Annotated in this window: 23 protein-coding genes; 6 read left to right on the forward strand and 17 right to left on the reverse strand. The window is 45.6% G+C overall.

Going from position 1 to position 26781, the window contains the following annotated elements:
* Positions 1-76: 76 nt before the first annotated feature.
* The gene (locus NNC77_RS02355) at positions 77-1393 is read left to right on the forward strand and encodes a YihY/virulence factor BrkB family protein (protein ID WP_254969720.1); all 1317 of its coding nucleotides are present in this window, start codon (positions 77-79) and stop codon (positions 1391-1393) included.
* A gap of 62 nt (positions 1394-1455) precedes the next feature.
* On the opposite strand, the gene NNC77_RS02360 is transcribed toward NNC77_RS02355, so the two are convergent.
* On the reverse strand, positions 1456-2052 hold the full coding sequence (locus NNC77_RS02360; RefSeq protein WP_006846750.1) for a phosphoribosyltransferase: 597 nt from the start codon (positions 2050-2052) through the stop codon (positions 1456-1458).
* 181 nt (positions 2053-2233) lie between these two features.
* Between NNC77_RS02360 and NNC77_RS02365 the strand changes: the two genes are divergently transcribed.
* A complete protein-coding gene (locus tag NNC77_RS02365) occupies positions 2234-3133 on the forward strand; it encodes a YitT family protein (protein WP_254969719.1) in 900 nt (299 codons plus the stop codon).
* An 88-nt stretch (positions 3134-3221) separates the two neighbouring features.
* Here NNC77_RS02365 and NNC77_RS02370 read toward each other — a convergent pair whose 3' ends face one another.
* From NNC77_RS02370 to NNC77_RS02380, 3 genes are all read right to left on the reverse strand, one after another.
* The gene (locus NNC77_RS02370; protein WP_006846748.1) at positions 3222-3659 is read right to left on the reverse strand and encodes an N-acetylmuramoyl-L-alanine amidase; all 438 of its coding nucleotides are present in this window, start codon (positions 3657-3659) and stop codon (positions 3222-3224) included.
* A 16-nt stretch (positions 3660-3675) separates the two neighbouring features.
* Positions 3676-3765, reverse strand: a complete 90-nt coding sequence (locus NNC77_RS02375) for a smalltalk protein (RefSeq protein WP_153081463.1) — start codon at positions 3763-3765, stop codon at positions 3676-3678.
* A gap of 286 nt (positions 3766-4051) precedes the next feature.
* The gene (locus NNC77_RS02380; protein WP_117726898.1) at positions 4052-4606 is read right to left on the reverse strand and encodes a DNA-binding protein; all 555 of its coding nucleotides are present in this window, start codon (positions 4604-4606) and stop codon (positions 4052-4054) included.
* Positions 4607-4929: 323 nt separating this feature from the next.
* Here NNC77_RS02380 and NNC77_RS02385 point away from each other — a divergent pair, with 323 nt between their 5' ends.
* Positions 4930-6531 carry an ATP-binding protein gene (locus tag NNC77_RS02385; RefSeq protein WP_203069301.1) on the forward strand — a complete coding sequence of 534 codons (1602 nt, stop codon included), beginning with the start codon at positions 4930-4932 and terminating at the stop codon, positions 6529-6531.
* Between the two features lie 85 nt (positions 6532-6616).
* On the opposite strand, the gene NNC77_RS02390 is transcribed toward NNC77_RS02385, so the two are convergent.
* The 3 genes from NNC77_RS02390 to NNC77_RS02400 form a co-directional block, all read right to left on the reverse strand.
* On the reverse strand, positions 6617-6829 hold the full coding sequence (locus tag NNC77_RS02390) for a DUF4248 domain-containing protein (RefSeq protein WP_254969718.1): 213 nt from the start codon (positions 6827-6829) through the stop codon (positions 6617-6619).
* Between the two features lie 144 nt (positions 6830-6973).
* Positions 6974-9289: a BT4734/BF3469 family protein gene (locus NNC77_RS02395; protein WP_254969717.1), complete on the reverse strand. Its 2316-nt coding sequence runs from the start codon at positions 9287-9289 to the stop codon at positions 6974-6976.
* Entirely contained in the window at positions 9286-9759 is a 474-nt protein-coding gene (locus tag NNC77_RS02400) for a hypothetical protein (protein WP_117693175.1), read from the reverse strand. Before NNC77_RS02400 ends, NNC77_RS02395 begins: the two co-directional genes overlap by 4 nt.
* A gap of 944 nt (positions 9760-10703) precedes the next feature.
* Between NNC77_RS02400 and NNC77_RS02405 the strand changes: the two genes are divergently transcribed.
* Entirely contained in the window at positions 10704-12278 is a 1575-nt protein-coding gene (locus NNC77_RS02405) for an ATP-binding protein (RefSeq protein ID WP_254969716.1), read from the forward strand.
* Between the two features lie 98 nt (positions 12279-12376).
* Here NNC77_RS02405 and NNC77_RS02410 read toward each other — a convergent pair whose 3' ends face one another.
* The 5 genes from NNC77_RS02410 to NNC77_RS02430 are packed head-to-tail and all read right to left on the reverse strand — an operon-like array spanning position 12377 to position 18300.
* Complete coding sequence (locus NNC77_RS02410; RefSeq protein WP_254969715.1) at positions 12377-14065, reverse strand: fimbrillin family protein; 1689 nt, start codon at positions 14063-14065, stop codon at positions 12377-12379.
* A 22-nt stretch (positions 14066-14087) separates the two neighbouring features.
* Positions 14088-15653, reverse strand: coding sequence for a fimbrillin family protein (locus tag NNC77_RS02415; protein WP_254969714.1), 1566 nt, complete (start codon positions 15651-15653; stop codon positions 14088-14090).
* A 34-nt stretch (positions 15654-15687) separates the two neighbouring features.
* Complete coding sequence (locus NNC77_RS02420; protein ID WP_254969803.1) at positions 15688-16587, reverse strand: fimbrillin family protein; 900 nt, start codon at positions 16585-16587, stop codon at positions 15688-15690.
* Between the two features lie 28 nt (positions 16588-16615).
* The gene (locus NNC77_RS02425) at positions 16616-17509 is read right to left on the reverse strand and encodes a FimB/Mfa2 family fimbrial subunit (protein ID WP_254969713.1); all 894 of its coding nucleotides are present in this window, start codon (positions 17507-17509) and stop codon (positions 16616-16618) included.
* A 20-nt stretch (positions 17510-17529) separates the two neighbouring features.
* On the reverse strand, positions 17530-18300 hold the full coding sequence (locus NNC77_RS02430; protein ID WP_254969712.1) for an outer membrane beta-barrel protein: 771 nt from the start codon (positions 18298-18300) through the stop codon (positions 17530-17532).
* Positions 18301-18843: 543 nt separating this feature from the next.
* On the opposite strand from NNC77_RS02430, the gene NNC77_RS02435 reads away from it, so the two are divergent.
* Both NNC77_RS02435 and NNC77_RS02440 read left to right on the forward strand, forming a co-directional pair.
* The gene (locus NNC77_RS02435) at positions 18844-19008 is read left to right on the forward strand and encodes a hypothetical protein (RefSeq protein ID WP_254969711.1); all 165 of its coding nucleotides are present in this window, start codon (positions 18844-18846) and stop codon (positions 19006-19008) included.
* A gap of 99 nt (positions 19009-19107) precedes the next feature.
* Positions 19108-20670, forward strand: coding sequence for an ATP-binding protein (locus tag NNC77_RS02440; protein WP_254969710.1), 1563 nt, complete (start codon positions 19108-19110; stop codon positions 20668-20670).
* A gap of 117 nt (positions 20671-20787) precedes the next feature.
* Here NNC77_RS02440 and NNC77_RS02445 read toward each other — a convergent pair whose 3' ends face one another.
* The 5 genes from NNC77_RS02445 to NNC77_RS02465 form a co-directional block, all read right to left on the reverse strand.
* Complete coding sequence (locus NNC77_RS02445; RefSeq protein ID WP_117726887.1) at positions 20788-21429, reverse strand: DedA family protein; 642 nt, start codon at positions 21427-21429, stop codon at positions 20788-20790.
* A gap of 63 nt (positions 21430-21492) precedes the next feature.
* The gene (locus NNC77_RS02450; RefSeq protein ID WP_117694859.1) at positions 21493-23208 is read right to left on the reverse strand and encodes a glutamine--tRNA ligase/YqeY domain fusion protein; all 1716 of its coding nucleotides are present in this window, start codon (positions 23206-23208) and stop codon (positions 21493-21495) included.
* A 277-nt stretch (positions 23209-23485) separates the two neighbouring features.
* On the reverse strand, positions 23486-23860 hold the full coding sequence (locus NNC77_RS02455; RefSeq protein WP_022121194.1) for a hypothetical protein: 375 nt from the start codon (positions 23858-23860) through the stop codon (positions 23486-23488).
* Positions 23861-23936: 76 nt separating this feature from the next.
* Entirely contained in the window at positions 23937-24635 is a 699-nt protein-coding gene (locus NNC77_RS02460) for a phosphatase PAP2 family protein (protein WP_117694862.1), read from the reverse strand.
* 70 nt (positions 24636-24705) lie between these two features.
* Positions 24706-26616 carry an LTA synthase family protein gene (locus NNC77_RS02465; protein ID WP_254969709.1) on the reverse strand — a complete coding sequence of 637 codons (1911 nt, stop codon included), beginning with the start codon at positions 26614-26616 and terminating at the stop codon, positions 24706-24708.
* Between the last annotated feature and the right edge of the window lie 165 nt (positions 26617-26781).

The following is a 26781-nucleotide window of genomic DNA, read 5'->3' on the forward strand; positions in this document are numbered from 1 at the left end:
ACAAATCCCTTCACGGCATCCCGGTGGTGTTGTGGAGGGATTTGATGTTTTATCGTGAAACCAATACTTTAAACTTATGGGGGTAATAAACAGAATACTAGGTTTTTACGAAGATATCAGAGAGTTCAATTCTTCTAATATCAAAGACTTTCGGGGCAGACTCAAGTCTTGGATCAAAATGGGTATGCTTGCCGGTCGCATCTTCTATCTCAAGGATATGTGGGCGAGGGATGTGGCTGCCTTGACTTTTGCCTCCTTCATGGCTCTGATACCTTTCATGGCAATGATGTTTGTCATAGCCCGTGGTTTCGGCTATGCCTCTCTGCTCGAATCCTGGCTCTCTACCACCTTCGAGGCACAGCCCGTTGTAGCGCAGACTATCGTTAACTTCGTACACAATTATATCGAGAATACGCAGAGCAACTATATCATCGGTACGGGTATCGTGATGTTTCTCTATACTATCGTTTCGCTGATGCAGAAGATAGAGCTTACCTTCGATGACATCTGGCATACGGGCGAGCGTTCATGGAAGCAGATTGTTACCGAATATCCTACCATTCTGTTTGGTCTGGGACTGCTGATTCTCTTTGCTTCGAGCATCAATGTATGGACGGTGAATATGGTGGATAATGTAGACAGGATAGCGGATATCGGTGATACCATTCCTTCGTTCATCCTTCATCTGGCGGCTTTTGTTCCGATGTTCCTGTTCTTCGTGTTCTGCTATTATGTCATCCCGAATACCTATATCCGGGTTCGCAGTACCCTGGTTCCATCGTTCCTGGCAGGTGTCTGCATGACGGCACTTCAGTATGGATATATCTATCTGCAGGTTTTCCTGTCCAGCTACAATGTCATCTATGGTTCGCTGGCAGCCATTCCGCTTTTCCTGTTATGGCTTCAGATTTCGTGGGCTATCGTTGTGTTTGGCGCCTTGCTTTGCCATACCAACCAGAACATCCATTATTATGATGGTGATTTGCAGTACGATCACCTGAAACTGGTGCAGCGCATCAAGGTTTGTGGGGTAGTGATGCATCTGGTATGTCGTCGGTTCAATCAGGGCGAACAGGCGTATACTCCGAAAGAAATTCATGATTTAACGAAGATACCTCAACAGATTGTCAACCAGTCGGTTAAGGAGCTGTTACGTGCCCGTTTGCTGGTAGAAATCCGGAATGGTAAGAAAAGCAGTTTTGAGGAATCGGTGGTTCTTCATCCGATAGAGAAGATAGAGCATCTTACCTATGGTGTGATGATAGAGCGCCTCTTCGGTTATGGCGAGGATATCTCAAGCCTGGCCGCATTAGAGTCGGATATGGCGATGTGGAAGGATATCGACATCGTGAATGCAGAGTTTATAGAAAAGGGAAAGCAAATCGCTTTCTGATGATAAACGGTGTTTTTTAGGCACGGTAATACGTGCCTAAAAAACTATTAATTTATAGTATCTTATTTCTGGTCATATCCGTCAGAAATCTTTTTACCCAGTGCTAGCGCCAGTTCAACCTTGGCACCATATCCTTCCAGCTGGTCGGCAAACTTGGCTACCGAATTGCCGGATGCGATGATGTCATCAAAGAGAATAATCTTTTTGCCCTGGAAGAAAGCCTCGTCGATATGGAGTTCATCTACAGGATCGCCATCTTCATCTACATCATGCGTGTAGCTGAAGGCAGGGTAGGCGTTGGTCATGCCCGTAGCCTTGCATATCTCCTCGCTGAACTCCTTGAAACGGCGCTTGGTATGCGCCTCAAGAGCTGCAGGAATGCAGACCAGGGTAAACTGTGCTGCCTCTTCTCCCAAAAGACTCTTCAGCTTGTCTGATACCATTTCGATAGCCTTCTTCAGGGCTTCCTGATGGTCCATCTCCGTAGTGAGCTCAGAGTTGCCTTTAAAGTTGACGATAAGGTCGCGTTTTTCCCATTCCTCTGCTGTGAGTTCAAAAGTACCGAAGGCGCTGAATGCAGCGTAGTCGACAAGCCATTTGTAGTGCAGTCCGTTTTTCAGCACTGGCCACGAGTTGATTTCATTTTCGTAATTAGCCATAGACTAGAAATTTTTGATTATTAATAATGCATAGTTTCTGCAAAAATAGGAAATCTTTTCGAATTAATGTGCCGGTTTCATAAAAAAGATTGGTTTTTTAAGTAATATTTCACGTAGCTGCCTTTTTTTTACTTATTTTTTAGTACCTTTGCACTGCATTTTAAGAAATACGTATATTTATATGACGAGAAAAACAAAACTTCATGAAATCCGCGACTACGTTATCATTGCCCTGGCGATGATAGAAGGTAGTATCGGTTTGAACATCTTCCTGCTTCCCAATCATATCACGATGGGTGGTGTAGGAGGTATCGCTTCTATCCTTTGCTGGGGATTTGGCATCCCGGCATCTGTATCTTATCTGGCGCTCAATGTGTTCCTGCTTCTCATCGCATTCCGCATTCTGGGCTATAAGTTCTGTCTGAAGACCATCTATGGTGTTGGTATCTTTGCCTTAACTACCCGTCTGATAGAGACGCATACGGTAGGCATGACGCCGCTGCTTCACGACCAGCCGTTCATGGCAACGGTCATCGGTGCGTTCTTCATGGGCAGCAGTGCCGGTCTGGGTCTTTCCTGCAATGGTTCTACGGGTGGTTCTGATACCGTAGCGGCGATGATCAACAAGTACTGGAACATTTCCCTGGGTCATGCCATCATGATTTGCGACCTGTGTATCATCACCAGTTCTTATCTGGTATTGCGCGATTGGGAGATGGTGATTTACGGTTATGTCTGCCTCTTTGTGCAGTCGCTCTGTGTAGATCATGTGGTGAATGCGTTGCGCCGTTCGGTTCAGTTCTTCATCATCAGCGACAAATATCTGGAGCTCAGTGCAGCCATCAATACCGCTGCCGACCGAGGTTGTACGGTAATGGATGGTCATGGCTGTTACAGTGGCAAGGATGTCCACATGCTGTTTGTATTGGCGCGTCAGCGTGAGTCTCAGAAGATATTCCGTCTTATCGACGAGATAGATCCTACCGCCTTTGTCAGCCAGAGTGCCGTCATCGGTGTTTATGGCGAAGGTTTCGACCGTTTTAAGGTAGGCAAGAAGATAGGTTTGACGAAGAAGAAATAGATAAAGAAAAAAGGGTGTGTCATAACTGCATGACACACCCTTTTTTAGTAATTTTCTTAGTTTAGACAGCTAGATCCTCTGGCTTCGGCTAGATGTGGAAATCTACCAACTTCAGCCATCGCTTGACATCAAACGACGGACAGTCTTTGTGTACGTTCGGCAAATCGCGGTGGCCCAGTATCTCTGCATCAGGATAGGAGAGGCAGAGGCTCTCCAGAAGCGAATACAGAGCCTGATTCTGGGCTGGAGTACGCGTATCGGCAGGCTTGCCGTTCTTGTCGAGACCTCCCTCATAACAGATGCCGATGCTGTGGGCATTGTAATGACGGGCATGGGCTCCGACTTCCGATTCCGGACGACCCGGATATACCACACCATCCTTCGTGATGTAATAATGATAGCCGATACTCTTGAAACCGCGGGCAAGATGGCAGGCCTCCAACTGCTCGAATGTGAAATCCTGAGTCACTCTCGTGGCAGAACAGTGGATCACGATGAGTGAAATGCTACGATGTTTCTGTGTCATGGCAACCTCCTTTCTTTTAGCAGTTCTGTACACAGAATGAACTGGCTACAGCTGTTAATACCGTGATGAGGAAGTTGATGATGTTTTTCCAATTTACTTTTTTCATTTTGCTTTGTTTTTTAATGATTAATACTAAGTGGATAATGATAGTCACATGCTTGTTTTAGTGGTTGAAATTTAGTTTCAGTAAGCGTTTCTGGAAGAAGAAGGGCGGGGGAGGAACTGCCAGCCCGGATACCCGTAAAAGGCAGGTTCTTGGGTCATTATGATTTGCTGTTTATCCGTAATCGTCAGGATGAAAACCAGCCGCTTTGTGCCTTCGGAATATCCCTGTCGCCGGTCAGTTCACTCCTTCCTTCTTCTGTCGTTTTGCATATTTGAGAGACGGATCATTACTCCAGGCCGTCTCCGTTGTCGCCTGTTCCGTCGGTACTGCCGCCTTGTGATGTACCGCCGCCTTGTGATGTTCCGCCGCCCCCAGTGGTTCCGCCGCCCTGTGTGGTATCGCCAGTGGTGGTATCGCCTGCAGCGCTCTCGCTAGAGTTGAGGAGATCCATGGCGTTCTTGGCGTTGGCATCGAGAGAGAGCTGGGTGTTGCTGAGCTTGCCTGTAGCACGTGCTCTGAGGCGGTAGCCTTCTACAAACTTGGCGAGGCTCCACTCCTTGATGCTGGCGGCTCCCATCTTGTTGATGATGCCGATGGAGAAGATGGCGAGGTTGTCTATCTTCACAGCCTTGTTCTGGAGCACGAGCTCCTTCACGCAGCTCACCATATCGGTGAGAAGGCCCTTGATGGCACCCTTCGAGAACGGGGTGTTGTGGCTCGCCATGTGTTCGGCGAGTTCATCGATACCGATGGTTTCTGTTACTACTGGTCGCGCATAATACTTGCCATACGCTTCCTTGATAGTCTTGTTCTTGTTCTTCGCTAATTTGATAAGAATCATACTTTTAAAAATTTAGTTTTAGTAAAAAGCAGTCTGTGTCTCCGCTGAGACCGTTGCTGCATCAACCTCTCTGATTGACGATACAAAGATACAACATTCCCGACCCCCCAACTATGCGATTTGTGCGATTTGCAGGGATTCGGGAAAAAAAGGTTGAAAAAAGTGGTATTTTTTTATGTTACTGAACTTTCAACGATGTATAGCGGAGCGCAGGGATATTAAGAATTGCTTTTATCTGAAAATAAAGACATTTTATTCCGCATTATTTTGCAGATACCATTTTTTTTCGTAACTTTGCCAAAAATTCAATAAAAAGCAACAATATGAAATATCCTATAGGTATACAAAACTTTAGTGAAATTGTAGATGGCGGTTATGTTTATCTCGACAAGACCAAGCTCCTCTATGATTTAGTGCATAATGGGAAAATATATTTTCTGAGTCGTCCAAGACGATTCGGAAAGTCGTTGTTGATTTCTACCCTGGAATGCTACTTCCAAGGAAAAAAAGAATTGTTTAAAGGTCTTGCCATCGAACAGTTAGAAAAAGAATGGAAGCAATATCCGGTTTTTCATATAGATTTCAACGGCAAGAATTTCACACAGGCTGGCGAATTGGAAAAAACCTTGCAGACTTTTGTTGAAACCCAAGAACTGAATTATGGCAGAAACCCATTGGCCAACACCTTGGGAGACAGATTTATGGCTGTTTTGAAAGCTGCCCACGAAAAGACAGGACTGGGCGCCGTTGTCCTGATAGATGAATATGACAAACCTTTACTGGATGTTTTAGACTCAGGGTTAAAGACCTTCGATTCTGAAGGCAACGAACGTTTGCTGGAAGACCGACATCGCGAGATTATGAAAGGTTTCTATAGTGTCTTCAAGGCTGCTGACAGAGATTTGAAATTCGTGCTGTTGACAGGTGTTACCAAGTTCTCGCAAGTAAGCGTATTCAGTGGTTTCAACCAACCAGATGACATCAGCATGGACGACCGCTACGAGGCTCTTTGCGGCATCACGGAAGAGGAACTGTATTCTGTTTTTGATGAGCAAATCAAGGCAATGGCTGCAAGATATAAAGTGTCTGAGGATGAGATGAAATATCGGCTCAAGCGCAAATATGACGGTTACCATTTCAGCCCAAGCATGCTCGACATCTACAATCCTTTCAGTATCTTGAACTCACTGAGTAAGAAAATCCTGAGTGATTTCTGGTTCCGTACAGGTTCGCCTACTTATCTGGTCCGCTTATTAGCTCACTTCGACGAAAACCTCAATGAACTGACAGGGAAATTTTATCCTACCAGCAGTTTTATAGATTACAAGGCGGATACAGAGGCTCCATTGCCAATGATTTACCAGAGTGGTTATCTCACCATTAAGGATTGGAACATGGATACCGATTCTTATCTCTTGGATTTTCCAAACGATGAAGTAAAAGCTGGTTTCGTAACCATGGTGGCTGCCAACTATCTGAAGCCCAAGGAATCGCCTGACGCTTGGGTCGTAGAAGTTGTTAATACGATGAAGATGGGAGATTGTGACAAATTGGAGAAATTACTCACTTCCTTCTTCGCCAGTATACCCTATAGCCAACGTCGTAAAGATGACGAGCGGGAAAAAGAGCGATACTTTCAATATACCTTCTATCTGGTGATTCGCATGATAAGCAGTTTTACCGTTCTAATAGAAAAGGAGCAAAGTGAAGGACGGGTTGATTGCATTATTGAGACCCCAATGTTTGTATATATCTTCGAATTTAAGCGTGATGGGTCAGCGACTGAAGCCTTGAAACAAATCGAGGAAAAAGGATATGCCCGTGAGTATGCTACAGACAACAGAACGATTTATCTGATAGGCTGCAATTTCTCGTCTAAGACGGGGACGATTGACGACTGGAAGTCTAAGGGAAAAAGCGTTTAAAAAACGGGTATTTTTTCCTATAATAAACTCACCCTGGAAGGGATATGCATAGTGTGTTGTATGCATTCCCTTCCAGGGTGATTTTTTATGGTTCATCCAGAAAATCGATGATTTCTGCTACTTGTTGCCGGGTGTAGAAGTGGGAAAACTTGCCGGCGTAGCCCGAACAGAGGCTCTGCTTGAGCTCGGGGCACCGGTTGATCCATCTTACCAGCCGGTTGAGCGCTACCCTGGGGGTAGCGGTGGGAAAGTAGAGCATGGCGAGCTCTGCCTTCCCGTAACTTCTGTCTTCTATCATAATTTGTTCTTTTTAGTCTGTTTTTGTCAGTTGCTTCTTTCTTCTGCCTGTTAGAATAAAATCTCTCCGAATCATAAGAAAATCCCTCCGAAAGATACGGAAATATCTCCGAAAGATAAAAAATTATCTCCGAAGCAGAATTTCCTAAAATGGGAGATCCTCGGGCGGAATATTCTCGCTGCCATCCATCTTCTGGTTGTTCTCTATCTCGTCAGGACGCATCTCTATCACCTTCCAGCCGTTGCCCGTCTTGCGGTGAATCTTCTTGAACCCCAGCGCCTCCATGAACATCGAAATATCCTTGTTCGACATCGACTGGCGGAAGGCGGGGTTCGTGCAGATGCGCTCCATTACATCACTCGCCGTAACAAACTTGCAGAACTCGGACGGCGTATCGGCATCAGGAACACGGTAGAACTTGTTGATGCGCTCGGCTATGTAGTTGTTTACACGGAAATAAAGATTGTGGCGCTGAATCTCCTCGTTCTCCTCCTTCGTAAACCAGTAAACCCAGTCGCAGGGCTCACCCCTCCGGCGCTTCTCTATCACCTCCTGAGCCAGTGCCACAGCCTGGGAGTAGATGCCCTCGTAATTGAAGGGGAAGTCGATGGGACTCTTGATCTTCTCGATGCGCCAGATGAGAAAACGGCGGTTCTCCTCATCATCGATGATATGAACCTCATTGCTCGTGGCACAGAACCCCGCATTGTTCTGCAAGATGCAGTCCCACTCGGCATAAGGGATTCGCATGCTGATGTTGCGCTTCGTGATGTTGCTCTTGAAGGAATCCAGGTTCTTGCCGCGCAGACAGCTGAACTCATCGAGACACACGATCGCCTTGCTGGCACACATCTGCAGGAAATCCTTGTTCTTGTAGTCGCCCGTAGAATCGTTGGCGAAATACTTGCGCAGATGGGGCGGCAGAAGATGGTCGAAAAACGTGGTCTTGAAGATGCCGCCCTTGCCTACGAAAACCATGATAGACTGGTTGGTGACATCGGGCCGAACCCAGCAAACCACCATGTTGACCAGCCATTTCCTGAAGGCATAGGCAAAATCCTCCTCCGTATGGCGGTAACCGCCGGTCTGCATCACGGTTACCCGATGGGCCAATTCTGCGATATGGTCAGTCTTTCGGTCCCATTTCGGCAGACTCTTCAGATATTCCTCCATGGGGTTGAATTCGGGGCTGAAGTTACTTCTTATCACCGTATCCAGCTTTTTCTGGGTGGTGCAGATGTTATCCAGTTCCATCTTCACGAACAGGGAATTGCTCACCCGGGTATCCACTTCGGTCCAGTCGAGATAGAGTTTCTCTCCGGTGTTGATGGCGCGCACTTCATACTGGTTGCTCAGCGTGTTGTGGTGCATTTCATATCGGGCTCCCAGCCATCCCAGCAGTGCTCTCATGCTGGTATAGCGTTTCTGCTCATCATCTCCCTGCTGTCTTATCTTCCAGGTTCCCAGCCGTTCGGTGTGCTTGTAAATCTCTCGTGCCACCCGCTCGGTATCGGCATATTCGCCGCCAAACTTATCTGCCATGTGTTTCACAGCCTCCTCCATTTGGGCTCCGAAACAGAGGCAGAATGTGGCGTATCTCACTACGTAGCTGTTGTGATGATGCTCCTCAAACCGCTCCTCCCAGTTCTCAGCCAGTTTGTCTACATACTGCAGAATCTCTTCGGTGGTGAGCGTCTTGGGTGGCGTCTCTTCTTCCTGTTTGCGCGGGCTTTTCTTTCTGGGCTTTTCAGCCTCCGTCTGCCTTTTCCTGTTCTGTTCCTCCTGTTGCTTTGTGGATTTTTCGAAGTTCTCCACCTCCTCCCGGGTGATGGGGAGAACTTCGGCATTCCAGTTGAAGTAAGCCTCGGGGTCGTAAGCCAGTCCGCAACTCCTCACCATGTCCTGGCATTGCTTGTCGCTGCTGATACCCAGCAGTTTGTCGTACATGCTCATGGCTTTCCTGATGGCGAGCAGGTGGAGTTCGGTGGCAGTGAGATTGCATCCTTCAGGCCGCATATATCTGAGCAGGATGCGGAATCCCTTGCCCGAGACGGTGATGTAGAAGACCATGGTGAAGGGGATTTTCCGGGCTTTCTGCCTGAGTGCCGCGATGTTTTTGGGGGGCACGTCGTCATAATCGAGCATCAGCCAGTAGGTTTCCTTCCTGAAGTCAGTCAGCTTCTTGGAGCTTCCCTTGAGCTGCACGCTGGGAGTGATGCAGGGCAGCCTGTGCTTGATGTCCTCTGCCGTTCTCTTGTCCACCTTCGTCATCGACCTGTAGCCTTCGGTATTGGTTTTCACCGGTGCCGAATGCATGATGTTGTACTCCAGCACCTCTCTGTTGGGGAGAGGCTTGCTGGTAGAGGTCTTCAGAGTCTGGAAAAAAGAGGGCAAGACCTCTTTCTCCTGTTCTGTTTCCGGGTTCTTTCCGGTCTCGTTTGTGGTTTTGTTTTCTTTCATTTCTTTTTGGGTTTTATGAGTTTGAATTTTTGGTTTAATTCCGCCTTTTTCATCGCAACAGAATTGTAGGATAGGATATTTTTCCAGTTGCTCAAACTATTGCTGAGGTCGTCCCAGTATACCGAACCTTTGTGCAGTATCCATTTGCTCACTTCATCGCAGTAATACCAGAATCTGGTTTTTCCTTGGATGTTTCCTTCATATTCCCAGGTCGTACCATTGCAGGCATCCTCCAGATCCATTTTTATGAGAATGGATATAATGGCTTTATCCATTGCGTAGAGGATTTCAGGAGTGATTATCTTTTTTTTTATCTTTTCCGATATTGTGTCGCGTCCACCCATTACTATTCTGATGTCTGTGACATTTACGTCACATACTTTGGCGATAGCCAGTTTTATGCTGGCTTCTTCTTCCATTTCTGCTGAAAATTTCAGCACTTCTTGTTTTGTTACGTTATTATTTTCCATGCTGCGAAGTTACACAAAAAGCTGCACATTGGAAGTGAAGGCTATAGCCCTCACTTTTTACAAAGAATAACCTAGGTTAAAGTTTTTAACGCAGCATTTTTGCGCCCATTTTTGTTGGGGTATTTTGAAGAAGAAGTAGTGAAGAAGCGAAACATCGGAAAAGTGACGAGGTGAAGGGTGAAGGGTATATTTTAAATCTTATATTATATTCTTTTTTTTAGGATTTTTGGAAAAACCAGATAATCAGAAAAATGAAAAAACGGATTTTTTTCCTTGCCGCGCGTATATATAAAAAAGAGTTTTCAAACCTTCACCCTTCACCTTTTTATTTAAGGTTTTGTGTGTCAAATAGTTACGGGTGAAGGGTGGTGAAGGGTGTTTTTCGCTTTTTATAAACATATTTTAAGAATTCAGCCCGTTTTTACATATTTTAAGCGTTTATTTTTGGTCCCGAAATGGGTGCCTTTTTTTTAGGGTCCCTTTTTTCCTCTTTTCTTACCGCTGAAATCTTTGAAAAAGTGAGTAGGGTAGGGAATCCCGTCTTATGTTGTGTTAAACAATTATCAGATAAAAGAAGTTAACAATACCGAAAAAGGACTGATTTTTAAACAAATATTAACGCAGAAAACTTGAAGTTTTGCATATTAGATTCTGGTTTCGCAAGTTCAGAAGTTAACGAATTTTAAGGAGTTATTCAAGTTTCGCCAGTGTGGGAATTTATTGAAGTTAAAGAAGTTATCACTCCCTACGGTCGTTCGGGAAGTTAAGAGACAATAGTCTTCTAGCTTAAAATGCAGGACATTTGTCCCTTAACTTCCCTCTAACTTCCCTCTAACTTCCCCCCATGCGAAAGTTCAGTAAGAAAGTGCAAAAAAGATGAGAAAAGTATGGCGGTTTCGGAAAATAATCGTAAATTTGCAATTGGAAAACAAAGATTAGGAATTATGGTAGAGATAAATGATAGAAAATTACCGGTAGGCATCCAGTCTTTCGAGGAAATCAGAAAGCAAGGATGCCTGTATGTTGACAAGACAGATATTATCTGGCAACTTGCCAATAGGGGGAAAAAGTATAATTACCTGAGCCGCCCACGCCGCTTTGGTAAATCTGTGCTGGTCGATACGCTTGAAACCTACTTCATGGGAAAGAAGGAACTCTTCGAGGGCTTGAAGATCATGCAGATGGAGACGGAATGGGTGAAGCGACCTGTCATCAGACTGGATATGAGTCGTGCAGGCGCAGAACCGGAAACATTGCGCTCTTATCTCAATAATATTTTCAGACAATACGAAGGAGAATATTCATTGGTTCCTGACCCTACAGATAGTCTTGCCGACCGCTTCAATGCAATAATCGTGGGGGCGTATGAGCAAACCGGACAGCAGGTTGCCATCCTTATCGATGAATACGATTCTCCATTGCAGCATTCCTGGAAAACTCCTCACCACGAAGCATGTACCGCTATCTATAGAGAGGTTTTTGCCATTCTCAAGGCAGATGATAAATACGAAAAGTTTGTTTTTATCACCGGCATCACCAAGTTTACGCAAATCTCCCTCTTCTCTGTGCTCAACAATCTGAGCAACATCAGCTTTGATTCTGAGTATGCGGCTCTCTGCGGTATCACGAAGGAAGAAGTCTTACGTGATTTCAAACCGGAAATCAACAAGTTGGCAGCAAGTAAGGGATGGACTTTCGATGAAGCCGTAGTGCAATTGACTGCTTATTATGACGGCTATCATTTCAGCCATGAAAATATGGTTGATGTCTTCAATCCATTCAGTCTTATCAATGCACTCGCTGATTCTAAACTGAGGAACTACTGGGCTTCATCGGGTGCAACCTCGCTGCTTCCAAAGTTTGTGGATGACATGGAAATTCGTTTGAAGGATTTTGATCATAGTGCCCTGTTGGACACAATCATAGAAACTTCTGACGTAACAGGCGGTGGAGCAGAGCTGTTTCTCTATCAGTCGGGCTATCTCACGATTAAGGGTTACATAAACGGAACTTATCTTCTTGGCATTCCTAACTTCGAGGTTCGGCAAGCCTTGAATGAAATCGTGTTGCCAACGCTTGCCATGCGCAAGAATAATGACCTTCAATCTACTCAGGCATTTCTGAATGTTCACCTCAGCCTTGGCAATCTTCCTGAAGCCATGAAATGCCTAAAGGCGCTTATTGCGGATGTACCTTACAGCAACAAGAAACTTGCCAGCATGGATATGGAAGAGCGCTACCGACTGATTATGAGCACCATATTCAATGCCATCGGCTGCCGGGTAGAAGTAGAAAAGATGATTGCTACGGGCAGAATAGATATGGTGGTAGAAACCACCAACTTCATCTATGTGCTGGAGTTGAAACTGAGCAACAACGGTGGCGTGGATGCTGCCACGGAGCAGATGAAAGCCAAGCAGTATGCCGAACCTTTCAAGGCTGATAAGCGCAAGGTGATTGCCCTTGCCATAGAACTGGATGATATGGGAAAGGGACTTGTTGACTGGAAGGAAGTATAATAGTGCAAAAAGGGTCTATACGCCACCTTTTCACCGTGGCATATAGACCCTTGTCGGTTAATGTTCGTTGCGGGCGGAACATTTCCGCCCGCAACGGCTTACTGCTTCTTCAAGGTAGGCAATGCTCCGTTAAGTTCGTAACGCCACTTTGAACCTGCGTTCTGCAAGGCGGTGTTCATGGCATCGACGGCTTTCTGCCAGGTAACGTAAGTGCCGTCCACCTTCGTGGATTCGGGGGCGGTCTTATAGCCTCGTTCCTGATTATTCTTCCAATAGCAGGCGGTCACGGTGGTGTAGCTATCTCCAAACAAGCCGCCGATATGCACATTGCCGGTGCTGCTACCCGTACTGGTTACGTTGCCCGTGGCATAGCAGGCAAGGACGCGGCTTCCTCCGTTTAATCCCACTACACCGCCGCCAAAGTTATTCTTTTGGGAAGCTATTTCTAAGGTCACGTTGCCTGTGGCATAGCAAGCGGTCATGCTGCCCCATTTTTCTCCTGCCACACCGCCGACATAGTGCGTTCCCTTCACTGTGGCAGAGGAGCTGCTCCCGATGATGGAACCGGCCTTTTGTGAACCCACCACACCGCCGACACAATCCGTGCCGCTGACGCTACCCGACACCGAGCAGTTTTCAATGGTGCCCCAGCTATATCCTACCACGCCGCCAGTACAGCCAAACATGTGATTGCTTGTTATCTGTATGCCTTCCATCACCACGTTCTTCACCGTACCAGCTCTATTGAGATAGCCGAACAGACCCACAAATTGGTCATTTGTCGTAACGGCCAGCCCCGTGATGGTATGGCCGCCGCCGTCGAAAGTGCCTTTGTATGAGTTATCGAAGCTTGTGCCTATCGGCGTCCAGCCTTTGCCCGTCAAGTCAATGTTTTTGTCGAGGGTAATGTTTATGTCGGTCTTACCTCCGTTCACTAATTTGGCTATATTCATCAGGCCATCAGCGGAGGTCACGGTGTAGCTGCCGTTGCTCTCTATGGTATAGCCCAGGTCTTTTGCCGCAGCGAGGGAGACGGTGTAGGTATATTCTCCGCCCGCCTGCCAGACGGTAGCATTCTTCATCTTATAAACGAAGGTCTTGCCGTTTGTGAAGGTGCAGGTAATGAAGGTCGTGCCAGCTGCCACACTTTGCGGGGCTACGAGGGCGATGTAGGTGTTGCTGCCCTTGTCATACGGGACGATTATATCCGGGTTGTCGCCTTCGGTGGAGAGTCCCGTCAGCTGCACGGATGCCAGCCCCTCGGTGTAGTCCGTCAGAACGATGGTTACCCGCGCCGTGCGGTGGGTGAAGCGGAGCGTGGGGCTACCGTAGGTCACCTTCTGCCCGTCGGCTACGATGAGGTCGCTGCCCTCAAAGTCCTTCTGGGTACTTTGGTTGGCTTTTACCTTCACAGCAGGCTGGGTTGTCTCGCCAGCGGTGTAGGGCCACCACGCTGTGACGGTGATGTTGTTGTGGTTGGTCCAGTAGTACGGGTCGGTGGAAGTCAGCGTGGCGCTGGTGGGGTCGGCGGTGGAGGGCGTCACGTTGTACGTCTTCACCGTGCCGTCCATCAGCACTGCCACGCTCTGCACACCCGTCCAATTGCCATCCACGGGGGCACGGGTGCCGGCGATGGCTGTCGCGGCGGGATTCAGCCCCGTGGCGGTGAAGACGATGGGGGTGCCTTCCGCCCCTTCCGGTAGGAAGCCCGCTTCGTCCTGTGTGCAGGCGGCAAGGCCGAGCAGCAGGACGATGGCTGCGGATATATGAATGGTTGTTCGTTTCATGATGCGTGTTGTTTAGAGATTGTTATTGTTTCTTTTGCAGTACGGGCAGACCGTTGGTGCCTAGTGCCCACTGGTAGTCGCCAGCGGTGAGGGCGGTGTTCATGCCGTCGACGGCTGTCTGCCATTTCACTGTCGCGCCGTCCACCTTCGTGGCATCTACCGTTCCTCCTTCAATACGGAATACTCCTTGCCCGGCATTGCCTCCCCAATAACAGGAAGTTATATCAGCGTAGTTATAACGCACTATAGCTCCATTGTTAGACTCTTTCAATGTGCCGTCGAACCAGCAAGCGATGATATCGCCATAATTTGATTCGGCTATACCACAAGTTCCACCATATGATGCAGAAATTTTTCCCGTCACAGAGCAGGCAATGATTTGGCCATGATTTCGGCCCACTATTCCTGCAGTATTTCCACTACTGCCATACAGATTCACATCTATGAGTTGTAGGTTCTTTATCACTCCACGTTCACTTAAGAGTGAACCCAAAAATCCAGTATTATTCATTGCTGAAGAGTTAAATCCTGTAATGCGGTGTCCTTGTCCATTAAAGACGCCGGAGTAGAATGTAAATATGTCTGACCGTGTCCATTCCTTACCCGTCATGTCGATGTCGGCGGTGAGGGTGCAATTTATCGATTCATCTTTTTGTGAGGCTTCGTTCCATGCCAGCAGGCCGTCGGCGTTATAGACCGTGTAGGTCTTGGTGTTGCTGTCGTAGATGTAGCCCAAATCCTCGGCTGTGCCGCTCTCGCCGCCGCCGTCAGCCCAGCTGCCGATGGTGCAACCCTCTAACGTCAGGCCGGTGGCGTTCACCTTGACGGTGTAAGAATAGCGGTTGCCAGCCTCTAATACGACGTTGTTCTGTGGGCGGAAGTAGAAGGTGCCGCTGCCGAGTTCCACCTTGACGAACGGCTTGCCTGCCGGAACGGTCTGCGGGGCAGTCAGTGCCTCGTAGGTGTTGCCGCTTGCGTTGTAAGTCTTGATGGCGGTCGGGTTGCCGTTATCGGCAGACAGGCTTACGAGGCTCACCGTGGCACCGTCCACGCTTGTGAATCCCGTGCCGGGCTTCAGTTCTATTGCCACGCGTGCCGTGCGGTGGGTAAATCCAAGTGTCGGGTCATCAAATTTCACCGTCTGGTTTTCGGCGGAGATGAAGTCGCTGTTCTGGAAGTCAGCCAGTTTGCTTTGGTCTTCTGCCACCTTCACGGCAGGCATCTGTGTGATGTCGGCATTGTTGAAGGGCCACCATGCCGATACGGTAATCGGGTTGCGGCTGATCCAGTAGTACGGGTCGTTGGAGGTCAGCGTGGCACTCTTGTAGCCGTCGGCATCCGTAGCCGTAACGGTGTATTTCTTTACCGCATCGCCAATCTTGAGTGCCACGGAATTGATGCCCTGCCAGTCGCCGTCCACGGATGCACGGGTTGATGGGGCAGCCTCCACGGACAGTCCGGTGGCATGGATGACTATAGGATATTCCTCTTTGGACAGACGGCTACCGTCAGCCAGTTCGTCCTGTGTGCAGGCGGCGAGGGCGAACAGCAGTGCGGTGGCTGCGGGGATAAATAATCTATGTCTCATAATTCTTCATTCTAATCAATTAATTATTAATATCTTACAGGTCAGCATCCACTTCTCCACCGTCTATATCGTTCCACTTTGCAATGGTGGCTTCGCTGACTTCAAGGACTTTGTTGCTCACCTTGACAGTATAGGTGTAGTTGTTGCCCGCCAGCAGTGCGCCATCGGGCATGGTGAGTGTGGCAGGATATTCCTGACCTTTGTAATTCACAACCAACGGCAGGGATGCAACTGTCTGCGGGAAGAGGATGACCGATGACGTGAGATTGCCGTCTGCCAGATTCATGGTCAGTTCTCCGGTCTGTAGTCCGTTGTCTGCGGTGGCAATACCGTCGGCCGTGTTGAACGTACCGGTGAGTAACAATCCGTCCAGCGTGTAACGTTCAGGCTTGACCACGTTGAAATCCACACCATCGCCCGCCTCGAAGGTAAGGGTTATCCGGCTCATGCGGTGGTGGAAGGAGTTGTCTTCACCGCCTTTGTAGGTTTTGTCGGTAAAGCTCACCACCGGGCTGCTTTTGTCTCCCGTGGCTCCTGAAGCAAAGAGAAAGTCGATGGCAGGCTGGTTCTGCTGCGCCGTGGCATCGGTCGTGGCTGTGAGGATGCCTCCCGCCGCGTTGTACGGATAGTAGGCGCGGAAAGTATGGGTCTTTGTATCTTCGAAATAGATAACCTTTCCTTCTGCCTCAAATTTCCCGTTCTTCAGGATGAAAGGCACGTTGCCGTACCGGGTATCGTTGCCGATATCGGTGATTCCGATACGGTCACCGTTGTCCCAAGTGGTTCCGCTGGCACGGGTGTTTACGCTGATACCACCAGTAAACTGCACGGCAACCTTACCATTTGCTGTTGTAGAAGCGGTATCTTCTGTACTGCATGAAACCATTGCACCTGCTAAGAGTGCAAGGGCGAAAAACTTCGTCATCTTTTTCATATTATCCATATTTTAAAAGTTATTATTATTATTTGGTTTCTACTTCATTGTTGAGGTTCGTCCAACCGTTGATGGTAGCTTCCAGATTCATCTTCGGCTGCATTTCTTCGTACTTGAACCTTAGCTCATACTTTCCACCAACATTCATCTTAGGAGCAGTGATGTCAAACTCCTGCAAGGTCTTGTCTGGGAGCTGTAGTCGGAGATAAATATGAGAGGCGGGGCTTCCCTGTATGGTCGGCATCAGCCGGATGATTTCCGATTTCAGGGTTGATTCCGTAGCCAGGAGGGTAGGGAGTTCCACTTCCGCTGGCTCTATGCTCGGCAAACCGTAGTCTCCATCACTGTTCTTCAGTGTTGGGAACAGGCAGCCGGCACAATCCAACACCTTGCCATTCATCTCTGTGCCTTTCGGTATGTTCTCAATGATGATGGTCAGTTCCGAAAGCACGCTCTTTATAGGGGTTTGCACCACATAGCTGCCTTCCTTGTTGTCTATCTTCACATCGGCAACTCCGAAATAGGCATTATGCTTCACATCTTTAGGATTGGTCAAACCTATCTGGATATTGTTCCAATTAGTCAAAGCTCTGGTCTGGTCAGTGGTGAAGAATGGCTCTATGAGATTGGTAATAGCCAATATCTGATAATGCCCTTCCGGGAGTTGGAAGCGTTGGCTTGCCACCTCCTGTGCACCGCCATATTGTTTTTCCTCTACAAGCGAGCCGTCATCGGCATTGAATATCCAGAGTTTTACATCCTTCACTTCCGTACCTTGGTCGGCTTCATCAGCCCAAATGAGCGATACCGACAAGCCGCTTTCTTCTTTGTCATCATGAACATCATGGTCGCAACTTGTCAACAGGCATGGGACGCATAACAGCACCCATAACCAAATATTAAATCTTCTTTTTGCTTTCATTCTCTATCTTGTTTTAGGAGTTACGGATGATGATTGGTAAAAGGCAAGTTGATTCCTAATCTTATGCCACTTTCCCACAAGAAGTTGTTCTTATGCTGATATTCCGGCATTCCATCCATACGTTCGCCAGTAAGACGAGTCAAACCGGAATAGATGCCCAATTTCAGGCATGAGGTCAGTTGGTAGCCCACCTGCAAGTCTGCACCATAACCCAAATGCCAGTTGGTAGAACCTTTTATCACTTTGGCATCATCGGCTATAGTCTGGATATCAGCCTTGGTAGTTACTGCATAAATATGAGGTGATACTGCCAAATCCCATCGGCTGTCAGCTGTTTGATGGAACAACCCAAGGAGGTTGATATTTACTCTGGCTCCATATTGTCCCATAGAGACATGGCTTTTCAGATTGGCATATTCCCAACTGTCCATGCCTAGGACACCTGCCTTGTAACGCACACCGTCGCTACCCAACCAATAGTTACGTTCTACACAACAGTCTTGTGCCGACAAGTTCATTTCTCCATACTTGGCAGATAACTCAGCCGAGAAGATGGAGTTAAAACGATAGCCGACATATAAGCCAGCAGCCCAACCGGGATGCGTCTTGTCGTGTCCGAAACTTGAGAAGGTAGAGAAGCCGAAAGGCATTCCACCCTCTACTCCTACATACCAGCCTTGCTGCCCCGTCTTTCCATCTTCTCTTGCTTCTGCTTTCGCGAAAGAAAATGGAAGAATTAAAGCAAGTGCTGCAACCAGTAATCGTTCTTTTCCAGTTAAATAATTTCTCATATTAATCTATTATTATAGTATGTAAAAATATACTGTCTTTTTCCAATTCTATTCTTAGGTATGTTTCCTAATAGTTCTTTCGTTGGCAAATATAGTGTTTTTTTCTGAAAAAAGGTGTCTACTTCCCCCAAAAAAGTGTCTACTTCGTAGGAAGTAGGCATCTTTTTTAACGATTTGTTACATTTATCAACGAATTTTCCGAGATTTATTGTACTTACTGAATTCAAGTTTCGCAAGTTCAGAAGTTAAAGGAGTTATCGCTCCCTACGGTCGCTGAGGAGTTAAGACAACAGTCTTTTTGGCGTAGTTTTTTAATCAGCAAGACATACGTCTTAACTCCTTAACTACCTTAATTCCTTTAACTTCCTGATATGCGAAAGTTCAGTTATTTGACCAATAATGATGTTAATTTCATTCAAATATTTGGCGTTATCAAGATTTTGCAGTATATTTGCATCCAAAAGAATTTAAAACCACTTTAGCAACCAGATCTTATTCCAACAAAGATTAAGGATATTGTTAAATTTAAAATAATTAAGGATTATGAGTGAAAGTGAGATTGAGGGCTTTATCAACAAAGTTGAATCAGGCTTAGTTGAAGCTCAGCATGATATGTTGGTAGAAAAGGCTTTATACAATCGTCCTGTGGTCATTAGTGACGGAAATGGCGGGGTAGTAGAAGTTTCTGTCAAGCAATTATTAATTTAATAGTGCAAAAGATAATTGTGAAAAATATCTCTCCCAAAATTTTCCTATTCAAAAAAATATTCGTAACTTAGCAGCGCAAAACGTAAAGCATGTAGGAATATGGCAAAAATGGTAAATTTCTATCCTGTAGGAATACAGACATTCTCGAATATCAGAGAGGGTAATTATCTCTATATAGATAAGACCCCATACATCGTGGATTTTCGAGAGAAAAAAATGAAGTATGTCTTTCTGAGTCGTCCAAGACGATTCGGAAAGTCGCTCTTTGCATCTACCCTCCAGGCCTATTTCGAGGGAAGGAAAGAACTTTTTGAGGGATTGGCCATTGCTGATTATGAGAAGGATTGGGTGAAGCACCCTGTGCTGCATTTCGACCTGAGCGGCGCCAAGCACATGGGAGTGGAGCAGCTGGAAAGATACCTGGCAGATATGCTTGAAGAGCAGGAAACGATCTGGGGATACAAGACGCATCAGGTGGACGCTAACCTCCGTTTGAAAGACCTGGTGAAAGAAGCATACAAGCAGACGGGTAATAAGGTAGTGATTATCATTGATGAATATGATGCCCCTTTGCTGGATGTAGTGCATGAAAAGGAAAATTTGAAACCGCTGCGCCTCATCATGCAGAACTTCTATAGTCCCATCAAGATGCTCGATCCATACTTGGAGTTTACCTTCATCACGGGTATCACCAAGTTCTCGCAGCTCAGCATCTTCAGCGAACTGAATAACCTCGATAACATCAGTATGTTCGACCAGTATTCGGCTATCTGCGGTATCAGCAAGAAGGAACTTACCACTCAGATGAAACCGGATATAGAGGCTTTGGGAGAAGACCTGGGTATGACGTATGAGGAGTGTCTGGCAGAGCTGACAAGATTCTACGACGGCTATCATTTCAGTAAGAAATCTGAAGATGTATTCAATCCGTTCAGTCTGGTAAAGGCACTGAATGCACGGGATATAGCTCCTTACTGGTTTGGCTCGGGTACGCCGACTTATCTTATCAAGACGCTGCAGAAGTATCACGTCAATGTGATGGATATTGAGAAGAAATCATGTGATGTGGATGACTTTGATGTTTCGCCGGAAATGATGACTTCTGCGCTTCCGTTGCTCTATCAGAGTGGTTATCTCACCATCAAGAAGTATAACCCGATGCTGCAACGTTATACCTTGGAATATCCTAACAGAGAGGTTAAGATTGGCATGCTCAAGAGTCTTGCACCTAACTATCTTTCACCAATATCACTGGATAACAATAGTCTGGTAGGTGATTTCCTGGAAAAGCTCTATGAGGCAGACGTTGAGGGAGCGATGGTGCGCCTGAAGGCTTATCTTGCCAGCATTTCCAACCGATTGAGTAACAAGAGTGAACGGGATTTCCAGACAGTGTTCTATCTTATCTTTAACCTGATGGGAGCACACATGAGGGTAGAGGAGGATAGTGCGATAGGTAGGGCTGATGCCGTGGTGTATATGCCTGATGCCGTATTTGTTTTCGAGTTGAAATATGATGGTTCAGCCGAGGAAGCTATCAGACAGATAGATGAAAAGGGATATCTGATTCCATATTCTGCCGATGGTAAGCGTCTGTTTAAGATTGGTGTAAATTATGACAGCAACCAGCGGACGATAGGTGATTGGATTATCAAGGAATAGGTCACTTGAATCCATTTATGTTTTGCCATGATGAAATGCTATACAAGATAGATAAGTAATTATACGAAAGAAAAAATCCCCCATCCCGCTTGAGGAAGCAGGATGGGGGATAGTTTCTTATTTCTTCTTGAGCCCCTTGTATGCAAGGAATGCTACAATAACAACGGCAAGAGCCAAGATGATGTAACCGAGCTCATGACTATACTTTAATGCCTGCTGATATACATCTTGTGTTGTTTTATAGTCTGTATATTGGTAAATACCCCAACCGATGGTTGCTAAAACTGTATTCCAGATGCCCGCACCGATTGTGGTATAGAGCAAGAATTTGCCTACATGCATACCTGCCAAACCGGCTGGAATGCTGATTAACTGGCGGACAGCTGGTACCAGGCGCCCAAAAATAGTGGATGCGGCTCCATGCTTGCGGAAATACTCTTCTGCAACTTCTACCTTTTGGCGGTCTATCAGGCACATATGTCCGATGCGGCTGTCGGCAAAACGGTAGATGATAGGGCGGCCTACCCATTTAGCTAAATAATAGTTGATAAGTGCACCGATATTGGCACCAATGGTGGCAAATACGATGACCAGGATAAACGACATTCCGCTATCAGGATCCATGGCTTTCCATGCTGCAGGTGGAACAACCACCTCTGATGGGAATGGGACGAATGAACTCTCGATAGCCATGAAAAGGGTTACTACCCAGTAATTTAAATTGTCGAGTATCCAAAGAAAAAGCTCTGCTGTATTCATTTGTTATCTTGAATATAAATAATATCTGTCTCAGCTGTTGAAACTGAGACAGATATAGGTGATTTATTTATTCTGTTTTGCCCATGTATCCTTCAAACCAACGGTTTTGTTGAATACCGGTTTTTCTGCAGTAGAATCAAGATCGGCCATGAAATAACCGATACGCTGGAACTGGAGATATTCACCTGGCTTCTTGTTGGCTGCATATTCCTCAACATAGCAGTTAGGATAGTCGTGGAAGCTGTCTGGGTTGAGCAACTCGTGGAAATCACGTTCATCAGCAGATGGATTTTCTACCATAAAGAGACGGTCGTATTCGCGCACCTCTGCCTTTACGCAGTGATCTGCTGATACCCAATGCAATGTACCCTTAACCTTACGGTTGGCACCTTCCATGCCGCTCTTACTGATAGGATCGTATTCTGCCTGAATCTCAGTGATAACACCATTTTCGTCCTTTGTGCATCCAGTGCACTTAACGATGTAAGCATTCTTCAGACGAACTTCTTTACCCGGAGTCATACGGAAGAATTTTTTAGGAGCATCTTCCATAAAGTCAGCACGCTCTATCCAGAGATTCTTAGAGAATGTGATGGTGTGTGTGCCATCAGCTTCATTTTCTGGATTATTGATTGCTTCCATTTCCTCTGTTTCACCTTCCGGATAGTTGGTAATTACGAGTTTTACAGGATCAAGTACTGCGCTCACACGACATGCTTTCTTGTTCAAGTCTTCTCTAACAGATGCTTCGAGTAAGGCCATATCGTTGAGAGCATCGAACTTAGTATAACCGATACTGTCGATAAACATACGAATACTCTCAGGAGAGTAACCGCGACGGCGCATTCCGCAAAGAGTAGGCATACGTGGGTCGTCCCATCCGATAACCAGTTTCTCATCTACCAGCTGGTGAAGCTTACGCTTGCTCATTACTGTATAAGTGAGGTTCAATCGGTTGAACTCAATCTGACGTGGACGATTGTCGTTTAATACATCTGCAGTTCCGTCCTTCTCCTTCAAGAAGTCGATGAACTTATCGTAAAGCGGACGGTGAGGTACAAATTCCAATGTACAGATAGAGTGGGTTACCCCTTCAAAGTAGTCACTCTGTCCGTGAGCGAAATCATACATAGGATATGCATGCCATTTTGTTCCTGTACGGTGATGAGGAGTTTGGATGATACGATACATGATAGGATCGCGGAAATGCATGTTTGGATTCGCCATATCGAGTTTTGCGCGAAGAACCATGCTGCCTTCTACGGCCTCAGGAGTATTCATCTTCTCAAACAAAGCAAGGTTTTCTTCGATTGGGCGATCACGGTATGGACTAGCAGTACCTGGTGTGGTAGGAGTACCCTTCTGCTGTGCAATTTCTTCAGCAGTTTGTTCATCTATATATGCATTGCCCTTCTTGATCATCCAGACAGCAAAATCCCAAAGCTTCTCAAAGTAGTCAGAAGCATAGTAGATATTGCCCCACTTGAAACCGAGCCACTGGATGTCTTGAAGAATATTCTCTACATATTCATTGTTTTCCTTGCTAGGGTTAGTGTCATCAAAACGAAGATTGCAAACACCATTATATTTCTCTGCAACACCAAAGTCCATGCAGATAGCTTTGGCATGGCCGATATGCAGATAACCATTAGGCTCTGGCGGAAAACGCGTCTGGATTCGTCCTCCGTTTTTGCCTTCTTTGAGGTCTTCCTCAACTAACTGTTCTACGAAAGAGATACTTTTCTTCTCTTCCAAATTGTTTTCTTCATTAATTGCCATAATTCAATAAAAAGAATAATTTTTAAATTTATGGTGCAAAGATACAAATTTAATTGTAAGTACCGAAATTATCTGGCAGATAATTTTGTTTTGGGAGCAATAATTCACAAAATATGTTTTTAAACATATAAAAAGATTCGTTCGTTTCGAAAAATATGTCTATCTTTGCATCGTTATCCTGAATACAATCTTTTTACCTTAAATGAAACTAATACCAAAAGGAACGCCTTCGCTGTGAAGCGAGGGCGTTTTGCTTTTATACCAGGTTCATATTCTATTACTTTTTGCGGAATGTTTCGTTCTTAATAATGATAGAACCTTCTTCTGTATCGAGTGTAGCCTGCTCCTGAACATCGGCATCAAGACCCTTGCGGCTCAGGATAATCACAGCTGCTTTACCTTCTGGCTTAGCTGGCAATTCCCACTTGTAAAATTCCTTGTTAAGGCCTTTTACTTTAACAGAGAAATCACTGTTCAAAGTTACACTACGCTCACCATCTGCGCTCTTATATTCACCGGCTGCGGCAGCCTGAAATGCAGAATCGGTTACAACAGTCTGTTCTGCCTGAGCTGGTGCAGGTGCCTTTTTCTCAGAACATGCTGTGAAAGCTATCAGGCCCATAGCAAATGCAAGAATTGATAATTTCTTCATAATCTTTAAATTTTATATGTTAATAATAATGTTAATCTAAACCATTTTTATAATCTAACTCTTTTTATACATTTGTTTATCTCAGTGGTATGCTATAAAAAGATAGTATTCCACTGGTACAAATGATTACCCAAATAGAAACGAGCCCCGTAATGATAGGGACGCTTGCAAATCTGATGTCGTGGTTGGGCTTAAAACGTTCGGTATGCTTCCTTAAAAAATACTGAAATATATAATAATATAAGGTGGCATAGAGAAAACCAATGAGGGTACCAATCAGGATGTCGCCAAAATAGTGTACACCGAGATACATGCGGGAATAACTGGTTATCAATGCCCACAGGCATAAGAATATCGTGAGTTTGCTCCGGCGAACCAGATATTGTGCAAAGAAGGCCATGCTCCATGCATTGGCTGCATGAGAAGATGGGAAACCATATCTGCCACCCCGATATCCTTGAACAACATGTACCATCGGACTGATAGGATTATCAGGATTGCTGGGACGCATTCTTGCTACTAATGGCTTCAGAATTCCTGATGCAGTCTGGTCTGAAAACAAGATAATCAGAGTGATGACAACTATAGTGCTCATCACAACCTTGACAGGAAAATTCTTAAGCAGTACAAAGATAAAACTGGCATAGAACGGAACCCATACAAAACGGTCTGAGAAAATCATCATGAAGTAATCCCAATACACGTTGTGAAAACCATTGAAAAACAGAAAAATCTGCGTATCAATCTGTTCTATTTGATGAAGTAATTCTATCATAGTCTTTCTTTATGAAATTCTGTAATGTTCGCTTTCTTGTTTCTGATAATCTGTTGCCCTGTCGTTTGGGCTATTTTGCACTCAAGTCATCGTACAACTTCTGTAGATAAGCCATGCCTCGCTTCAGGTTATAACCTTTTTTGCCTTTATCATAAACAACCTTTTTGGATTTGTTGTCGTAGATGATAGAATTCTCCTCTGATACCATGCCGAAAGCATCGGGTACATCAAAGAATGCAAATTTAGGCGTAGCATCACTCAACATATTCTTGCTGAACAAAAAGTCTTTGTGAGGAATGCCTAATTGTCCGAGCAGTGTAGCTGCTATATCATGCTGACTTCCTATGAGTTTTACATTCATTGGGCGAGCTATTGCTCCACCGGTCATGATAAGTGGAATCTGATAGCGGCTGCGGTCAAAGTTGTCAAGATGTTCTTTGTATGCGCCAACATGATCGGCAACGAGTAATACCAAAGTATTTTTCCATCTAGGCAATTTGCTGTATTCACGCAGAAGATGACCTATGACACTATCAGTGTAAGCAAATGCATTTAAACGCTTATCTTTCAGTCTGCTATATGGTACATCGAATGGCTCATGACTGCTTGATGTCTGGAATACTCTCAGCATAGGCTGTTTGGCATTCTGTTCTTTCCTGAGGTCTGCAAGCAGCCGGTTGGCTACGATATGATCGTGTACTCCCCATTTGCTCAATTTGTCTTCTATAGGGAAATCACTATCTGAAATGATTCTCTCATAGCCCTGGGAAACCAGCCAAGAGCGCTGGTTGGCAAAATCAACATCGCCACCATAATAATATGCATTGCCGTAATGCTTTGCTTTAGCCAATGAACGTGCCAATGATGGTAATTGTGCAGATTTTGCCGGGTAGCGCATGATGCTGGTTGTAGGTTGTGCAGGATAACCGCTCAAAACAGCAACCAGACCACGATCCGTGCGGAAAGTGTTGGAATAGAATCTTGGGAAGAAAATTCCCTTTCTGGCTATTGAGTCCAAGCAGACCGCTACGTCTTTATGTGTTCCGACGGAAGGCATGATGTCGTTGGCAAAGCTTTCCATAATAATAATAAGTATATCCGGCTTTCCGTTTTTCCGAGCTTCTTCATTCAGGAGCGGGTAGGTGTTCTGGTCGCTTGAGCTTACCATTTGAGCAAAGAGCTTGTTAGCTTCTTCTTCTGACATGTATCGGTATTGCGATGCAAAATCTTCCTGATGGGTCAGTGATTCAAACAGGCTGAACATCGGATTGACGGCAGCATGATTCAAAAACGCATTTTGGCTGAAATATGCCTTTCCTGTATTTGTTGTAGATACAGTAAATCCTCCTCTGATAGGGATGAAGAGAAGGGCAGTAAGCAGCAACAGAATAAGAGAATGGCGCATACGATGATGCTCTATGTCAGAGTAGTATGTTCTACGACCACTGCCGAAATCTCCAAAACCATAGTTGCTGTATCTGCTGGAATAGCGCTTCTGGGTATGAGGCATGCGGAGTGCGAACCAGACGGCTATGGTAAGCAGCACAGTGATGAGGAGAGCAAAAAAGATGTAAAGCCCTCCAACACTTGCAAGTGCATCCTTTGGCGAAGTAAAGAAATAATATAATGGAGTGCTATCTAGCGGGAAGTTCCAATATGGATATAATCCTGCATTCAGTATGAATGTAATGGAAACCAGGAAAGATGCCAGTATATAATAAACATTCAGAATGGGACGTATAATCTCCTTACGAAACCAAATCATTGCGATGAGCAACAAACCCGGTAGTGCGGTGAGGTAACCAGCCATAGAGAGGTCGAGTGATAAACCGTACCACATCACTGTAGGCATTTCGCTCCAGATATTATCGATAGGTTGTGTAGCAGAAGCCTTTTCCAATATCATGAAAAATGGTTTCTGAATACTGAACAAAATGACAAACGTAAAATACGTTTTTATAAACCACAATATTTGCTTCATATCTATGCTTCTTGACTAATAATTATGATATACTCGGCTTTGAGCTTGAAAATTAATGCAAAAATAACCATTTTATTTCATATAAACGACTTTTTTGTGTTTATTTTTCAAAAAAGTGAGAAAAAATTTGGTCGTTCTAAATAAAAGTCGTACCTTTGTTGTAAT

The organism is Segatella copri (assembly GCF_024330485.1).
GTDB lineage: Bacteria > Bacteroidota > Bacteroidia > Bacteroidales > Bacteroidaceae > Prevotella > Prevotella copri_L.

Coding starts and splice junctions, on each gene's coding strand:
- NNC77_RS02355 (WP_254969720.1), top strand. CDS start 77: ATGGGGGTAATAAACAGAATACTAGGTTTTTACGAAGATATCAGAGAG.
- NNC77_RS02360 (WP_006846750.1), bottom strand. CDS start 2,052: ATGGCTAATTACGAAAATGAAATCAACTCGTGGCCAGTGCTGAAAAAC.
- NNC77_RS02365 (WP_254969719.1), top strand. CDS start 2,234: ATGACGAGAAAAACAAAACTTCATGAAATCCGCGACTACGTTATCATT.
- NNC77_RS02370 (WP_006846748.1), bottom strand. CDS start 3,659: ATGACACAGAAACATCGTAGCATTTCACTCATCGTGATCCACTGTTCT.
- NNC77_RS02375 (WP_153081463.1), bottom strand. CDS start 3,765: ATGAAAAAAGTAAATTGGAAAAACATCATCAACTTCCTCATCACGGTA.
- NNC77_RS02380 (WP_117726898.1), bottom strand. CDS start 4,606: ATGATTCTTATCAAATTAGCGAAGAACAAGAACAAGACTATCAAGGAA.
- NNC77_RS02385 (WP_203069301.1), top strand. CDS start 4,930: ATGAAATATCCTATAGGTATACAAAACTTTAGTGAAATTGTAGATGGC.
- NNC77_RS02390 (WP_254969718.1), bottom strand. CDS start 6,829: ATGATAGAAGACAGAAGTTACGGGAAGGCAGAGCTCGCCATGCTCTAC.
- NNC77_RS02395 (WP_254969717.1), bottom strand. CDS start 9,289: ATGAAAGAAAACAAAACCACAAACGAGACCGGAAAGAACCCGGAAACA.
- NNC77_RS02400 (WP_117693175.1), bottom strand. CDS start 9,759: ATGGAAAATAATAACGTAACAAAACAAGAAGTGCTGAAATTTTCAGCA.
- NNC77_RS02405 (WP_254969716.1), top strand. CDS start 10,704: ATGGTAGAGATAAATGATAGAAAATTACCGGTAGGCATCCAGTCTTTC.
- NNC77_RS02410 (WP_254969715.1), bottom strand. CDS start 14,065: ATGAAACGAACAACCATTCATATATCCGCAGCCATCGTCCTGCTGCTC.
- NNC77_RS02415 (WP_254969714.1), bottom strand. CDS start 15,653: ATGAGACATAGATTATTTATCCCCGCAGCCACCGCACTGCTGTTCGCC.
- NNC77_RS02420 (WP_254969803.1), bottom strand. CDS start 16,587: ATGAAAAAGATGACGAAGTTTTTCGCCCTTGCACTCTTAGCAGGTGCA.
- NNC77_RS02425 (WP_254969713.1), bottom strand. CDS start 17,509: ATGAAAGCAAAAAGAAGATTTAATATTTGGTTATGGGTGCTGTTATGC.
- NNC77_RS02430 (WP_254969712.1), bottom strand. CDS start 18,300: ATGAGAAATTATTTAACTGGAAAAGAACGATTACTGGTTGCAGCACTT.
- NNC77_RS02435 (WP_254969711.1), top strand. CDS start 18,844: ATGAGTGAAAGTGAGATTGAGGGCTTTATCAACAAAGTTGAATCAGGC.
- NNC77_RS02440 (WP_254969710.1), top strand. CDS start 19,108: ATGGCAAAAATGGTAAATTTCTATCCTGTAGGAATACAGACATTCTCG.
- NNC77_RS02445 (WP_117726887.1), bottom strand. CDS start 21,429: ATGAATACAGCAGAGCTTTTTCTTTGGATACTCGACAATTTAAATTAC.
- NNC77_RS02450 (WP_117694859.1), bottom strand. CDS start 23,208: ATGGCAATTAATGAAGAAAACAATTTGGAAGAGAAGAAAAGTATCTCT.
- NNC77_RS02455 (WP_022121194.1), bottom strand. CDS start 23,860: ATGAAGAAATTATCAATTCTTGCATTTGCTATGGGCCTGATAGCTTTC.
- NNC77_RS02460 (WP_117694862.1), bottom strand. CDS start 24,635: ATGATAGAATTACTTCATCAAATAGAACAGATTGATACGCAGATTTTT.
- NNC77_RS02465 (WP_254969709.1), bottom strand. CDS start 26,616: ATGAAGCAAATATTGTGGTTTATAAAAACGTATTTTACGTTTGTCATT.